Source organism: Labrys neptuniae, assembly GCF_040797145.1.
Taxonomy (GTDB): domain Bacteria; phylum Pseudomonadota; class Alphaproteobacteria; order Rhizobiales; family Labraceae; genus Labrys; species Labrys neptuniae.
The window spans coordinates 38,669-52,899 of record NZ_JBFNQD010000025.1 but is presented as its reverse complement, the minus strand read 5'-3'; the positions used below and the strand labels follow the sequence as shown (position 1 = coordinate 52,899).

Here is a 14,231-nt window from a genome sequence, read left to right as displayed (position 1 = left end):
GAGAGCCTAAAAGACGGTGCCGGCATGGGGGTGCGCCGACGTGGCGAACAAGGTGTCGAGCGTGGACAGCACCGCCTCGCTCTCGGCCTTGACCCGGCCGGCCCGGGCGAGCTGCCACCAGCGCGTGCCGCTGAGATAGGCCGCTGCCAAGGCGCCGACATCGAGCTCGGCCTGCGCCGCTGCGTCCGTCGGCACCGCGCCCAGCGCCGATATGCGGAATTGGCCATTGTTCTCGGCGAAAAGGGGGTCGCTGACGGCGAGCACCACCTCGCCTTCACCGGCATAGCGGCGCGTTTCCAGGGCCTGGCGCACATCGAGAAGACGCAGCCAGGTTTCGTCGCGCTGCCCGGTCACGCGGACCTGCCGATGGTTTTCGAACAGCCAAGGCAGGGCATCATCCACCGGCCGGCCGGGGAAAAGGATGCGATGCACCAGATCGACATTGAGAAGATGGGCGACGAGTGCGCCATAGGCAGCATCGTCAGCCGCGACCAGATCATCCACGACGAGGGTGCGATCCGAGCCGGCGAACCACTCGTCGAGGCCGATCGGGTGGTAGCGCACATAGCCGCGCTCCCGTCCTTCCTCCCCGGCCACCACGACATAGGCCGGCGCCTTGGACAAGTCCTGGCGCAGGCGCTGGAAGTGCCACCAACCGCGCCAGCGTGCGATGGCGCCTGCCTGGGCGGTGCCGGCCTGGGCATGGATGGCAGGAAGCACGGACCACGCTTCTTCCAACTCGACAAAGCGCACCGGCAAGTCCCGCGCCACGCCCGGGCGCAGTCGAGCCCCTTCGGTGGCAAGGTCGAAGCTGACCTGCGAACTGGCGATGCCATAGCCGAAATGGGCATAGATGCGCGCATCCGAGGCCCGCAGCGTGGCGACGGCGTCACCGCGCGAACGCGCCTCCGCCAATTGCCTCTCCAGAAGCGCCGTGCCGATGCCCCGGCGGGTATGGGTGGGCAGCACGCCGACATGGGTGACGGCGGCATGGGCAAGGCGTCCGCCACCCGGCACCGTCAGGGTGCTGGCATAGGAATTGACGGTGCCGACCAGCGTGCCTGACACGAAGGCGCCGAGGGCGCGACCCGGTTCATAGATGTCGGCAACGAAGCCGGCATCGACCGGCCCGAAATTCGGCAGCCCTACCATGGCTGTGCGAAACAGGCGGGCGGCCTGGATCAGCTCCGCGACGTCTTCCAGAACCCTTACCCGGGCGGGGGCCGGGTTCGGTGCCCTGACGGCGGAGAGGTCTACGGCGTGCAGCGACATGACACTCAGGCCTTCGCCGGCGGGGTAAAGACGCGGGGCTTCGGCAGCGTCTGGTTGAGCGCGAACTCGCCGATTTCACGCAGGCGGTAGGACACCGGGTCATGCACCGTATGGGTACGCACATTGCGCCAATAGATGTCGAGACCGTATTTGTTGGCCGTCGAGCGCGCACCCGTCGCCTCATAGATATCGGCGGTGACCTCGAGCGAGACCTTGGTGGCGATGACCTTGGCCTGGTCGATCACAAGGGCAAGCTCGCCCCAGGCCTGCGCCGTCAGCGCCGGGCCAGCCAGCAGCGCCGCCTGATAGAGGGCTGCGGCCTTGTCCGCCAGGGCGACGCCGGCGGCGATGCCCGCCGACAGGCGCCCGAAGAGCTGGAGATGGTAGGGATCCTCGGTGGCCCTTTCCAGCCCCGACTCGGGCCAGGGCCGGCCATGGCTGCGCACATGGGCGGAGGCGGCCTCGAGCGCACCCTCGGCAATGCCGAGATAGAAATTGACGAAGATCAGCTGGCTGAACAGCACGCGCAGCCCGTCGCGCTGCTCGACATCGCCGGCATAATGATCCAGACCCGACAGGAGGTCCGCATCGGTCGCCTCGACCCTGTCGAAGATCACCGAGCCGCTGGCGGTGAGGCGCTGGCCGAGATTGTCCCAGTCGCCCTCGAAGCTGATGCCCTTGCGCGAGGGCGGGATCTGGAAATGCACCCGCTTCTCGCCGTCCCAGACGGTAACGGTGAGGATCTGGGCGATCGAGGCGCCGGTGGCGAAGGTGCGCCGCCCGCTGATCAGATAGCCGTTCGCGGTCTTTTCCAGCTCGGCCTTGGGATCGCGCGGATTGCTGACGCCGCCCTGAAACCAGCCCTCCTCGCCGACGCCGCGGGCCGTGGCCTGCCATTGCTCGGGCGTGCCGAGGATGTAGCTCCACACCCCATTGGAATAGTGATAGGCGATCAGCTGCCCGATCGAGCCGTCGGCTGCAGAGATGATACGGCTGATCTCGAGTGCCTGCGCGAGATTGGCGCCGGCGCCGCCCAGGGCCCTGGGCACGGCAAGGCCGAGGAGGCCGGCCTTGCGCAAGAGCTCGATTTCCTCGAACGGATCCTGGTTGGCACGGTCGCGTTCGAGCGCAGTGGCCGCGAGTTCGGCGGCAACACTTTCGGCGCGGCTGCGCCACTCCGCGAATTCCGCCTCCGAAAGGCCGGCATAGATCTCGATGGCGGGGGCATCCCTGCGCGTATCGCGCAAGGCGCTCACGGTTGCGTCATAGGCCACTTGTCTCGTCCTCGTTCAAAGCTGTCGGCACATTGGGGGGTCACTCGGCCGCGGTCGCGGCCGGCACGTCCCGCGCAGGGACGAAACGGGTGAAGTCGCGGAAGGAAGCACCGCGATGATCCTCGCGCAGCCGGCGCTGGCCCTCGCCCTGGAAGCGTTCGCGCAGGGTCACCGGCGTCGCCGGTCGCTCGCGGATGCGGCCGCGCTGGCGAAGCTCGGGCACGATGAAGCGGATGAAGTCCTCGAAGGAGCCGGGGCTGATGGCATAGGCGAGATTGAAGCCGTCGATGCCGGTCTCGTCGGCAAGGCGCTCGAGCGCGTCGGCCACCTTCTTGGGCCCGCCGACCAAAGTGGGATGAATGCCGCCCACACCGATATAGTCGGCGACGTCGCCCACGGTCCAGCGCCGGTCGGCATCGATGCTGGTGAGGCTGGACAAGGCCGAGCGGCCGGCATTGGTCTCGATATATTCGATGGGATGGTCGAGCGGATATTGCGACCAGTCGACCCCGGTCCAGGCCGAGAACAGGGCAAGCGCCGCCTCCACGCTGGTGTAGGAGAGATAGTCGCGATATTTGGCCTCGGCTTCCTCGTCGGTTGCAGCCGTCACCACGCTGATGGCGGTGATGAACTTGATGGCATCGGGCGCCCTGCCGAGCTCGACGGCACGCGAGCGGATCTGCTCGATGCGCCGGCGGATCGAGGGCGAATTGGTACCACCCAGGAAGACGACTTCGGCATTGCCAGCTGCGAATTCGCGCCCGCGCGTCGAAGTGCCGGCCTGGTAGAGCAAGGGCGTGCGCTGGGGGCTCGGCTCGGACAGATGCGCGTCCGGCACGGTGAAATAGGTGCCGCGATGATGGATGGCATGGACCTTGGCCGGATCGGTATAGATCCCCCGCTGGCGATCGCGGATGACCGCATCCTCCTCCCACGATCCCTCCCACAGCTTGTAGGCGACGTCGACGAACTCCTGGGCGCGGTCATAGCGCTCGTCATGCTCGATCTGGCGCTCGAGGCCGAGATTGCGCGCGGCCGACTCCAGCACGGAGGTGACGACGTTCCAGGCGATGCGCCCCTTGGTGAGGTGGTCGAGCGTGGTGAATTTGCGCGCCAGCAGATAAGGCTGCTCATAGGTGGTCGACACCGTGATGCCGAAGCCCAGATGCCTTGTGGCCGCCGCCATGGCCGAGACCAGCAGCAGGGGATCGTTGACGGGGGATTGGGCGGCGGTGCGCAGCGAGGCATCGGGCGTGCCGGCATAGACGTCCAGGTGCCCGAGCGCATCGGCCAGGAACAGTCCGTCGAAGCCACCTTCCTCGAGCAGCCTGGCGAGGCCGATCCAATAGTCGATGCTGGTATAGGTGTCGGCGCGGTCGTCGGGATGGCGCCACAGGCCCGCCGAGACGTGGCCGACCACGGCCATGCCGAAGCCATTGAGCAGAAAAGGTTTCTTGGCGGCAATCGGCTGTGATGAAACGGACATCGTTCAAACCATTCACGAATAATAGGTGGGTGGAGGAACCGTCCCGTTGAGGGCGTAATCGCCGACTTCCAGGACCTTGTAGTGCACGGGGTCGTGCAGGGAGTGGGTGCGCACATTGCGCCAGTAGCGATCGAAGGAGAGTGCCCTGGTGGTGGCCCGTGCGCCCATCAGTTCGAACAGGCGGGAGGTGACCTCCAGCGCCACTTCGGTCGAATGCACCTTCGACTGGTAGGCGATGGCGGCGACCTCGCCTCTTTCGCGCTCGGTCAGCTCGCTCCCGCGTTCCGCCGCGCGCTGGGCCGCCTCGCCTGCCGCATCCGAGAGGGCCACGGCCGAGGCCAGCGCGACGGAGAGCCTGCCGAAACGCTCGACCACCAGCGTGTCCTCGCTGGCCTTGCCGGCCGGGGAGGAAAGCCAGGGCCGCGAGCGCGTGCGGATATAATCGCGTGCCTCCTCGAAGGCGCCGAGCGCCGTGCCGAGATAGAGTTCTCCGAAGGCGAGCTGGATGATGGGCACATGCAGGGTCTCGGCCGGCGTCTGCGGAGCGCCCTCGCGACGATGCGCGACAAGATCGTCCAGGCTCACCGCGACATTGTCGAAGCTGGCGCTGCCGGAGACGGTGAGGCGCTGGCCCATATTGTCCCAGTCATGGCCGAAGCTCAGCCCCGGCGCGGGATTGGGCACCACGAACTGGCCGATATGGCCGCCGGCGTCATTTCCGGCGATCGTCGTCCCCGGCGTGAAACGCACCCAGACATGCAGGGTGTCGGCTACAGCCGCGCCGCTGGCGAAGGGCTTGGAACCGTTGAGCACGAAGCCCGTACCCTGCGGCGTAGCGCTGATGAGCGGTTCATAGGCGGCCTGGGCCACGCCGCCATGGAACCAGCCCTGCCGGAGGAAACCCTCCGCGCGCCGGGCAAACAGAGCCTGGTTCGCGCCATTCCGGCCCAGGGCCGTGCCGAACAGATGGTAAGTGGCTATCTGGGCGATGGAGGTATCGCCCTTGGCCAGGACGCGGATGATGCGCAGGACCTCCCGCGTGCTGGCACCGCCTCCGCCGATCGCCTCGGGCAGGAAGATCGTCAGGAGACCGACCTGGCGCAACAGCTCGATCTCCGCCACCGGATCGGCACCGGCGGCATCGCGCGCCGCCCCTGTCCTTCTCAATTCCGCGGCGACCTGCTCGGCCGCCTCGACCCAGAGCCGGAACCGCTCCTCCCCGCTCAGGCCCGCCCGGGCTCCATCGGCGCTCATGACCGGGCCTCAGCCGTCTGGGTTGCCGGGAAGGCAAAGCGGGCCGCTGGATGGTCGGGCGGCACCCGCGGGGAATCGGTACCGAACAGGCGGCTGCGCAGCGCGCCGGCCCGGCGTTCGCGCAGGCGCCCGCGCCGGTCGAGCTCGGGCACGATATGCTGGGCGAAATCGCGGAAGCTGCCGGGATTGACGATGTGGATGAGATTGATGCCATCGGTATCGGTCTCGGCGAGCCAGGCGTCGAGATCGTCGGCGATCCGGGCCGGCCCACCCACCAGCGTCTTCACCCGGCCGAAGCCGCCATCGGGCAGGAAGGCCTCGCGCAAGGTCCAGCGCCGCCCGGAGGCCGGATCGTCGAACATGCGCAGCAGGGATCGATTGGCGTTGGTGTCCTGATAGCGCAGCGGCTCATCGAGGGAATGACCGGCAAAATCGATGCCGGTACTCGCCGAATAATGGGTGATGGCGCCTTCCAGGCTGTAATAACGCAGGTAATCGTCGAGTTTCGCCTGGGCCGTCTGGTCGTCCTCGCCCGTGACGACGGCCAGCGCGCTGATGAAGCGGATGGCCCCCGGCGCCCGGCCCGCCTCGCGGGCCAGTTCCTTGATGCCAGCGACATTGCGCCGGATGCCGGCGGCATCGGCCCCGGCGACGAAGACCACCTCGGCATGGCGGGCCGCGAAAGCCTGCCCGCGCGGCGAGCCGCCGGCCTGGAAGATCACCGGCACGCGCTGGGGACTGGGCTCGGAAAGATGCGGGCCGGGAACGTTGTAGTAATGGCCGCGATGGCCGATGCCGTGCACCTTGGAGGGATCGGTATAGAGCCCTTCGGGACGGTCGGCGCTGCCGCGGTCACGCAGGACGGCATCGTCCTCCCATGAACCCTGCCAGAGCTTGTAGGCTACTTCGAGGAATTCATCGGCGCGATCATAGCGCTCATCATGGGGGTACTGGACCTCCAGCCCCAGATTGCGGGCGGCGCTGTCGAGCTGGGAGGTCACCACGTTCCAGGCGATGCGCCCGCGGGTGACATGATCGAGCGTGGTGAATTTGCGGGCGAGCAGATAGGGCTTCTCGTAGCTGGTCGAGACGGTGATGCCGAAGCCGAGATCGCGCGTGGCCGCCGCCAGGGCCGAAACCAGCAGCAGGGGATCGCCGAGGGGCGATTGCGTGCCCGTTCGCAACGAGGCCTCGGCGCTGCCGCCATGCACGTCGAGCAATCCCAGCGCATCGGCGATGAACAGATTGTCGAAGCGGCCTTCGTCGAGGATGCGGGCGAGCTCGAGCCAATAGTCGAGATCGGTATAACGGTACGTCTGATCCTCGGGGTGTTGCCACAGCCCGTAATTGACATGGGAAACCGAGTTCATGGTGAACCCGTTCAAAATGATCGGTTCGGCGGACACGACGCAAATCATCCATTGGTAGGGAAATTGGCTCGCCGGGATGGCCGCGCCCGCTGTCGCCGCAGGCTGCGTCCGGCAAATCGATGGAGGTATGTTTGCGCATAAATTATATATTGTCTATATATTTTATATTCTTTTTATTGACGCCGACGCTTGACCCGCCCTAGCATGGGTTCAAGCCGCAAGACCTGCCTGAATCAGGCGGCAAATCGCGGTGCTTCAATCAATCTGAGGTAGAATCCATGAGCTTTCGACCGCTCCATGATCGCGTGGTCCTGCGTCGCCTGGAAGGCGAGGAGAAAACCAAGGGCGGCATCATCATACCTGACACCGCCAAGGAAAAGCCCCAGGAGGGCGAGGTCGTCGCCGTCGGCCCTGGCGCGCGCGACGAGAGCGGCAAGCTTCAGCCGCTGGATGTGAAGGCCGGCAACCGCGTGCTGTTCGGCAAATGGTCCGGCACGGAAGTCAAGATCGACGGCCAGGACCTGCTCATCCTCAAGGAAGCGGACATTCTCGGCATCATCGCCTGACACACCTCCCCTTTTCACCGTCAGACCGGCCCCGGAGCGCATTCGTCGCCGGCGGGCCTGAAGGAATCCAACCATGGCTGCAAAAGACGTCAAATTCTCCTCCGATGCCCGCGAGCGCCTGCTGCGCGGCGTCGACATCCTGGCCAATGCCGTCAAGGTCACCTTGGGTCCGAAGGGACGCAATGTCGTGATCGAGAAGTCGTTCGGCGCGCCCCGCATCACCAAGGATGGCGTCACCGTCGCCAAGGAGATCGAGCTCGAAGACAAGTTCGAAAATCTCGGCGCCCAGCTCCTGCGCGAAGTCGCCTCCAAGACCAATGATCTTGCCGGCGACGGCACCACCACCGCCACGGTCCTCGCCCAGGCCATCGTGCGCGAAGGTGCCAAGGCGGTGGCGGCCGGCTTCAATCCGCTCGATCTCAAGCGCGGCATCGACCTCGCCGTCACGGCCGCGATCAAGGACATCGAAAAGCGCGCCAAGAAGGTGAAGTCGTCCGAGGAAGTGGCCCAGGTCGGCACCATCTCGGCCAATGGCGACAGCTCGATCGGCGCCATCATCGCCACCGCCGTCGACAAGGTCGGCAATGAGGGCGTGATCACCGTCGAGGAAGCCAAGAGCCTGGAGACCGAGCTCGACGTCGTCGAGGGGCTGCAGTTCGACCGCGGCTATCTCTCGCCCTATTTCGTCACCAATGCCGAGAAGCTGGTGGTTGAGTTCGAGGACCCTTACATCCTCATCCACGAAAAGAAGCTGTCTTCGCTCCAGCCCTTGCTGCCCGTGCTCGAAGCGGTGGTGCAGACGGGCAAGCCCCTTTTGATCATCGCCGAGGATGTCGAGGGCGAGGCGCTCGCCACCCTGGTGGTCAACAAGCTGCGCGGCGGGCTGAAGGTCGCCGCCGTCAAGGCGCCGGGCTTCGGCGATCGCCGCAAGGCCATCCTGGAGGACATCGCCGTCCTCACCGCCGGGGAAATCATCTCGGAGGATCTCGGCATCAAGCTCGAAAACGTCACGCTCTCCCAGCTCGGGCGCGCCAAGCGCGTGCGCATCGAGAAGGAAAACACCACCGTCGTCGACGGTGCCGGCAAGAAGAAGGACATCAGCGCCCGCGTCGCCCAGATCAAGGCGCAGATCGAGGAGACCACCTCCGACTATGACCGCGAGAAGCTGCAGGAGCGCCTGGCCAAGATCGCCGGCGGCGTCGCGGTGATCCGCGTCGGCGGCTCGACCGAGGTCGAGGTCAAGGAGAAGAAGGATCGGGTCGACGACGCGCTCAACGCCACCCGCGCTGCCGTCGCCGAAGGCATCGTGCCCGGCGGCGGGGTTGCGCTGCTGCGGGCCAAGGCCGCCGTCGCGGAGCTCAGAAGCGAGAACGCCGACGTGCAGTCCGGCATCAACATCGTGCTGAAGGCCCTGGAAGCGCCGATCCGCCAGATCGTCGAGAATGCCGGCGTCGAAGGCTCGATCGTGGTCGGCAAGATCACCGAGAACAAGTCGGCGACCTTCGGCTTCAACGCCCAGACCGAGACCTTCGTCGACCTCCTGGAGGCCGGCATCGTCGATCCGGCCAAGGTGGTGCGCACCGCCCTGCAGGATGCCGCCTCGATCGCCTCGCTGATCGTCACCACCGAGGCCCTGGTGACCGAGCTGCCCAGGGAAAAACCGCCGGTCGGCCCGCCGGGCGGCGGCATCGGCGACTTCTGACGCCGAGATCCGGCAGACGGATCGCTCCGGCCTTCCGTCTGCCGCGACGCGCCGTCTCCCGGCGCGTCCGCTCCTCTGACTGGAATGAATGGAAGATTACGATGCGGTTCGTTTCCCTGGGCCTCAGGCTGAGCCTCGCCGGCGCCCTGTTTGCCCTCGTTCACGGCGCGGCCCTCGCCGACGATGCCGATAAATATGGCGGCACGCTGATCGTCGCCCAGAACGCCGAGATCACCAATCTCGATCCAGGCCGGGAAGGCGGTTGGGAGACCTTTCGCATCGCCCGCCACATCCACGAGCCGCTGGTGACCGAGGACCTGTCGAAATCCGGCGCGGAGGTAAAGGTCCCGCCCCTCAAGCCGGCCCTCGCCGAATCCTGGGAGATCTCGCCGGACGGGCGGGTCTACACCTTCCATTTGCGTCGCGGCGTCAAGTTCCAGGACGGCACCGATTTCAATGCCGAGGCCGTGGCCTTCAACATCCGCCGCGGCTGGGATCCGAAATTCGAATTCTACGACAAGATCAGCGCCGCCAACCTCGCCTACACCTATTCCTCGCTCAGCCGGATCGACACGCCCGACGACCACACCCTCGTCCTCACCTTCGCCGAACCGTTCAGCCCCTTCCTGCGGATGCTCGCCCAGGGCAGCGGCGGTTCGGGCGGTATTGCCAGCCCCGCGGCCATCCGCAAATACGGCAATGACGGCTATGCCGAGCATCCCGTCGGCACCGGTCCCTTCCGCTTCGTCGAACGGGTACGCGGCCAGAAGGTCGAGATCGAGCGCTTCGACGGCTACTGGGGCGACAAGCCCTTCCTCGACCGCATCATCTTCCGGCCGATCATCGACGGCAATGCCCGAGTCGCCGCCCTGGAGACCGGCGAGGTCGACATCATCTCCTGGCCGCCGCGCGACAGCGTGGCCAAGCTGAAGGCGGAGGGCTTCAGTGTCGACAATGTCGACCTGCCTTCGGTCTATTACTACACCTTCAACACCGCCAACGAGACCTTCAAGGATCCGCGCGTGCGCCAGGCGCTCGCCTTGTCGATCGACCGGGCCGCGCTGGCGCGCGACCTTCTCAAGGACACGGCCGGCCCTGCCTATGGCATCCTGAACCCGGGGAGCGATGCCTTCGACCCCTCCTTCCGCGACTATCCCTACGATGTGGAGAAAGCCAGGCAGTTGCTGGCCGAAGCCGGCCATCCCGGCGGCGTCAGCGGCCTCCTGGAGATCTATGCGGGCGGTGAGCCGGTGGCCGAATGGATCCAGCGCGACGCGGCCAAGGCCGGCATCAAGCTCGAGATCCGCTCCTATGACTGGAACAGCTTCCTGGCTCGCAACAAGAAGAACGGCCCCGAGGTTGCCCTGACCTCGATGGAATGGGGCTTTCTCACGCCCTATTGGCTCTACATCGTCGCCCACAGCCAGAGCAGCGGCAATACGGGCAACTACAACAATCCGGCGTTCGACAAGGCCGTCCATGAGGCGATCACCGCCGTCAAGGCCGAGGACATCAGGGACAAATGGCGCGAGGCCAACCGGATCCTGGCCGCAGACGTCGGTAAGCTGCCGATCTATTACGAGCGCACCCACTATGCCGCGGGCAAGAATGTCGGCGGCTTCGCCACCCCTGCCCAGGATTGGTATGATCTCAGCCATGTCTGGCTGAAGGAAAAGCAATAGGCCGGGGGTGCCGGGATGATCGCCCTCATCGCACGCCGGGCCGCCGCTTCACTGGCTATTCTGGTGCTGGTCACCTTCCTGGTCTTCCTGGTGGTCTATTTCAGCCCGGGAGACCCGGTGGCGATCATGCTCGGCCGCGACGCCTCGGGCGAGACTGCCGACCAGATCCGCCGCGATCTTGGCCTCGACAGGCCCTTCCTCGTTCAGTATGGCGCCTGGCTGTGGGGCCTGCTGGGCGGCCATTTCGGCACCTCCATCACCATGCATGTGCTGGTGCTCGACATCCTCGTCCCCGCTTATGTCAACACCTTCATCCTGGCCCTGGCGAGCCTGGTGATCGCGCTGACGGTCGGCGTCCTGCTCGGCGTGCTTTCCGGCCTGCGGGCCGGGGGCTGGTTCGACCGGCTGGCGGCCGCCATCAGCGAGGGCCTGGCGGCGACGCCGGTGTTCTGGCTCGGCATCATGCTGATCTGGCTGGTCTCCAAGCAGCTGCGCTGGCTGCCGTCGTCGGGCATGTACAATCTCAGGGGTTCCCATTCCCTGGCGGACCTTTTCGCCCATCTCGTCCTGCCGGCCTTCTCCGCCGCCGTGCTCGCCATCGCCATCATCATGCGCCTGACGCGCGCCAGTGTCATCGATGCGCTCAATGCCGACTATGCCAGGATGTTCGCCTCGGCCGGCATGTCGACGCCGAGGCTGCTGTTCACCCAGATCGCCCGCAACATCCTGGCACCGATCGTCAGCATCGGCGGGCTGCAATTCGGCACGCTGTTCGGCGGCGTCATCTTCGTGGAGACGGTGTTCGCCTGGCCCGGCCTCAGTGCCCAGCTCTACAACGCCATCACCGCCCATGACATCCCGGTCATCCAGACCGGCGTCCTGATGATTGCCGCGACCTTCATCGTGATCAACCTGATCGTCGACCTCGCTTTGGTCTGGCTCAATCCGCGAGCGAGAGCCTGATGTCGTTCTTCCAGGCCTCAAACGCCCTCGGGGCATCGCCCACCGAAACGCCGACGCGCCGGCGCCGGATCGATCGCGGCATCATCGGCCTTGCCATCATCGTCGCGGTGATCGGCCTGGCAGCCCTGGCGCCCCTGATCTCGCCCTATGATCCCGACATCGGCGAAGGCGCCCTCCGTCTCGCACCGCCTGGCACGCCGGGCCATTGGCTCGGGCTCGACGGCCAGGGGCGCGACATCCTCTCCCGCTTGATCTGGGGCGCGCGCCTGTCCCTGATCGCCAGCATCGTCCCGGTCGCCATCGCCTTCATCGTCAGCCTTGGTCTCGGCCTCGCCGCCGGCTTTGCGCGCCAGCCCTTGGGCGCGGTGATCATGCGCGGCATCGACGTGCTCTTCGCCTTTCCGATGATCCTGTTTGCGATCGCCATCGCCGCCCTGCTCGGCCCGGGCCTGATCACGATCATCGCCACCATCGCGCTGTCGCTGGTGCCCTATATGACGCGCGTGGTCTATTTCGCGGTGCTGGCGGAAACCGGGCGCGAATATCTGGATGCGGCGCGCCTGCTCGGCGCCGGCCGCTCGGCCATCCTGTTCGGCGAACTCCTGCCCAACGTGCTCTCGCCCGCCATCATCTACGCCACCACGCTGATCGGGCCGATGATCGGCTTTTCCTCAGGCCTCAGCTTTCTCGGCCTCGGCATCCAGCCGCCTTTGGCCGATTGGGGACGGATGACCGTGGACGGCGTCGGCGTATTCGCCGAGGGCGCGCCGCATGTGGTGATCGCGCCCGGTATCGCCATCATCATCGTCTCGCTGGCCTTCAACTGGCTCGGCAGCGGCCTGCGGAACTGGCTGGATCCACATCACCATGCCTAGTCGAACTCGCTGAAGGAGCGGCCATGTCGATCATTGCCCCCATTGCGCATCACACGGTTCAGGCATCGCCGGGCCCTTCCGAGCTTTTGCGGCTCGCCGATCTGCACGTCGCCATCACCACGCCCCGCCGCACCATCCAGGCCGTCAGGGGCGTCGACCTCGATCTCCAGGCGGGCGAGATTCTCGCTCTGGTCGGTGAGTCCGGCTCGGGAAAGACCATGACGGCGGCCTCCATCGTCGGCCTGCTGCCGCGTCCCGCCGCCCGGATCACACAAGGCTGCATCCTCTTCCAGGGCCGGGATCTGCTCGCTGCCGGCACGCGCGACCGCCAGCGCATCCTGCGCCAGGACATCGCCTTCATCGTCCAAAGCTCCCTGACCTCCCTGAACCCGACATCCACCATCGGCCGCCAGCTTGCCGACATGATCGCCTTCCGCAACGGCCTCGGCCGCAGCCAGGCCCGCCGCGAAGCCGTGCGCTGGCTCGGCGAAGTCGGCATCGACGCGGCCGAACGCGTCATGGCCTCCTATCCGCACAGGCTGAGCGGCGGCATGCGCCAGCGCGTGCTGATCGCCATGGCGATCAACAGCCGCCCCAAGCTCATCATCGCCGACGAGCCGACGACGGCACTCGACACAGCCACCCAAAAACAGATCCTGGCCTTGCTGGCCCGCATCCGCGACAGCTACGGCATCGCCATCCTGCTGATCACCCATGATTTCGGCGTGGTATCGTTCCTGAGCGACCGCATCGCGGTCATGCAGCACGGACGCATCGTCGAGACCGGGCCCACCGCGCGCGTGCTGGCAGCACCTCGGCATCCCTACACGGCAACGCTGATCGATGCGGTGCCGCGCCTCGACCACCCCCTGCCCCGCCCCGCGCCCGGCGTGATCAGCGAACAGGACCGGCCGGCCATCCTTGCCCGTTCAGCAGGACGATAAACGATGGCAGCATCTCCTCTCCTCCAGGTCCGCGGCCTCACACGCCGCTATGGGGTGCGCACCGGCCTGTTCGGCCCGTGGCACGAGGTCGTCGCCGTCGAGGGCGTCGATTTCGCGATCGAACGCGGCGAGATCGTCGGCATCATCGGCGCCTCCGGCTCGGGCAAGTCCACGATCGGGCGCCTGCTGACCGGGCTCGACCAACCCGACGGCGGGCAGATCCTGTTCGACGGCGCCAGGATCGACGGACTGTCCGACCAGGCACGCCGGCCCCTGCGCCGCCGTCTCCAGCTCGTGCTGCAGGATGCCTCCTCGGCCCTCAATCCGCGCCGGCGCGTGGGCGTCCAGATCGCAACGCCGATGCTACGGCTGGGCGTCGCCACTAGTCGGGAGGAGGCGCACGAGCGCACGGCCGAGCTCCTCCGCCTGGTCGGCCTGGACGCGGATGCCGCGGAGCGCTATCCGCACGAATTCTCCGGCGGGCAGCGTCAGCGCATCAACATCGCCCGCTCGCTCGGTGTCGAAGCCGAATGCCTGATCCTGGACGAGCCCACCTCCGCCCTCGATGTCTCCGTGCAGGCCCAGATCCTGGCGCTGCTGCTCGAGCTCAGGCAGCAGCTCGGCCTGACCTATGTCTTCATCAGCCACAATCTGGCGGTGGTGCAGTCCTTCTGCGACCGCATCCTGGTGCTCGACAAGGGACGCCTGGTGGAAGACCTGCCATCCCGCACTATCACCAGGCAGGCCAGCGCGCCGGCCACCCGGCGCCTGCTGGAGGCAAACCTGTTCTTGTCCCGCGCCCCCGCTGCCGAGCCCTAAATCAAAGCATCCAGCCAGATCTTA

General features: G+C 66.4%; 12 protein-coding genes. 7 read left to right on the top strand and 5 right to left on the bottom strand.

All coding sequences use genetic code 11. The features are described from left to right. Positions 1 to 6: 6 nt before the first annotated feature. The 5 genes from ABXS05_RS32700 to ABXS05_RS32680 are packed head-to-tail and all read right to left on the bottom strand — an operon-like array spanning position 7 to position 6,704. On the bottom strand, positions 7 to 1,272 hold the full coding sequence (locus ABXS05_RS32700) for a GNAT family N-acetyltransferase (RefSeq protein WP_311943404.1): 1,266 nt from the start codon (positions 1,270 to 1,272) through the stop codon (positions 7 to 9). A 5-nt stretch (positions 1,273 to 1,277) separates the two neighbouring features. Continuing rightward, positions 1,278 to 2,546 (bottom strand): acyl-CoA dehydrogenase family protein, encoded by a 1,269-nt coding sequence (locus ABXS05_RS32695; protein ID WP_311943402.1) that lies wholly within the window; start codon positions 2,544 to 2,546, stop codon positions 1,278 to 1,280. Positions 2,547 to 2,586: 40 nt separating this feature from the next. Further along, a complete protein-coding gene (locus ABXS05_RS32690; RefSeq protein WP_311943399.1) occupies positions 2,587 to 4,032 on the bottom strand; it encodes an LLM class flavin-dependent oxidoreductase in 1,446 nt (481 codons plus the stop codon). A 12-nt stretch (positions 4,033 to 4,044) separates the two neighbouring features. Then, positions 4,045 to 5,286, bottom strand: a complete 1,242-nt coding sequence (locus ABXS05_RS32685) for an acyl-CoA dehydrogenase family protein (protein ID WP_311943397.1) — start codon at positions 5,284 to 5,286, stop codon at positions 4,045 to 4,047. Next, positions 5,283 to 6,704, bottom strand: coding sequence for an NtaA/DmoA family FMN-dependent monooxygenase (locus ABXS05_RS32680; RefSeq protein WP_311943395.1), 1,422 nt, complete (start codon positions 6,702 to 6,704; stop codon positions 5,283 to 5,285). Before ABXS05_RS32680 ends, ABXS05_RS32685 begins: the two co-directional genes overlap by 4 nt. Positions 6,705 to 6,934: 230 nt before the next feature. On the opposite strand from ABXS05_RS32680, the gene groES reads away from it, so the two are divergent. The 7 genes from groES (at position 6,935) to ABXS05_RS32645 (ending at position 14,207) form a co-directional block, all read left to right on the top strand. After that, positions 6,935 to 7,222: a co-chaperone GroES gene (gene groES / locus ABXS05_RS32675; protein ID WP_367626779.1), complete on the top strand. Its 288-nt coding sequence runs from the start codon at positions 6,935 to 6,937 to the stop codon at positions 7,220 to 7,222. Between the two features lie 73 nt (positions 7,223 to 7,295). Next, positions 7,296 to 8,924 (top strand): chaperonin GroEL, encoded by a 1,629-nt coding sequence (gene groL, locus ABXS05_RS32670; RefSeq protein WP_367626778.1) that lies wholly within the window; start codon positions 7,296 to 7,298, stop codon positions 8,922 to 8,924. Between the two features lie 101 nt (positions 8,925 to 9,025). Continuing rightward, positions 9,026 to 10,606, top strand: a complete 1,581-nt coding sequence (locus ABXS05_RS32665; protein WP_367626777.1) for an ABC transporter substrate-binding protein — start codon at positions 9,026 to 9,028, stop codon at positions 10,604 to 10,606. Between the two features lie 15 nt (positions 10,607 to 10,621). Further along, entirely contained in the window at positions 10,622 to 11,569 is a 948-nt protein-coding gene (locus tag ABXS05_RS32660) for an ABC transporter permease (protein ID WP_367626776.1), read from the top strand. Continuing rightward, complete coding sequence (locus tag ABXS05_RS32655; RefSeq protein WP_311943384.1) at positions 11,569 to 12,444, top strand: ABC transporter permease; 876 nt, start codon at positions 11,569 to 11,571, stop codon at positions 12,442 to 12,444. Before ABXS05_RS32660 ends, ABXS05_RS32655 begins: the two co-directional genes overlap by 1 nt. Before the next feature lie 23 nt (positions 12,445 to 12,467). After that, positions 12,468 to 13,388, top strand: a complete 921-nt coding sequence (locus tag ABXS05_RS32650) for an ABC transporter ATP-binding protein (protein WP_367626775.1) — start codon at positions 12,468 to 12,470, stop codon at positions 13,386 to 13,388. A gap of 3 nt (positions 13,389 to 13,391) precedes the next feature. After that, positions 13,392 to 14,207, top strand: a complete 816-nt coding sequence (locus tag ABXS05_RS32645; RefSeq protein ID WP_367626774.1) for an ABC transporter ATP-binding protein — start codon at positions 13,392 to 13,394, stop codon at positions 14,205 to 14,207. The last annotated feature ends 24 nt before the right edge of the window (positions 14,208 to 14,231 follow it).

Coding starts and splice junctions, on each gene's coding strand:
- ABXS05_RS32700 (WP_311943404.1), bottom strand. CDS start 1,272: ATGTCGCTGCACGCCGTAGACCTCTCCGCCGTCAGGGCACCGAACCCG.
- ABXS05_RS32690 (WP_311943399.1), bottom strand. CDS start 4,032: ATGTCCGTTTCATCACAGCCGATTGCCGCCAAGAAACCTTTTCTGCTC.
- ABXS05_RS32685 (WP_311943397.1), bottom strand. CDS start 5,286: ATGAGCGCCGATGGAGCCCGGGCGGGCCTGAGCGGGGAGGAGCGGTTC.
- ABXS05_RS32680 (WP_311943395.1), bottom strand. CDS start 6,704: ATGATTTGCGTCGTGTCCGCCGAACCGATCATTTTGAACGGGTTCACC.
- groES (WP_367626779.1), top strand. CDS start 6,935: ATGAGCTTTCGACCGCTCCATGATCGCGTGGTCCTGCGTCGCCTGGAA.
- groL (WP_367626778.1), top strand. CDS start 7,296: ATGGCTGCAAAAGACGTCAAATTCTCCTCCGATGCCCGCGAGCGCCTG.
- ABXS05_RS32665 (WP_367626777.1), top strand. CDS start 9,026: ATGCGGTTCGTTTCCCTGGGCCTCAGGCTGAGCCTCGCCGGCGCCCTG.
- ABXS05_RS32660 (WP_367626776.1), top strand. CDS start 10,622: ATGATCGCCCTCATCGCACGCCGGGCCGCCGCTTCACTGGCTATTCTG.
- ABXS05_RS32655 (WP_311943384.1), top strand. CDS start 11,569: ATGTCGTTCTTCCAGGCCTCAAACGCCCTCGGGGCATCGCCCACCGAA.
- ABXS05_RS32650 (WP_367626775.1), top strand. CDS start 12,468: ATGTCGATCATTGCCCCCATTGCGCATCACACGGTTCAGGCATCGCCG.
- ABXS05_RS32645 (WP_367626774.1), top strand. CDS start 13,392: ATGGCAGCATCTCCTCTCCTCCAGGTCCGCGGCCTCACACGCCGCTAT.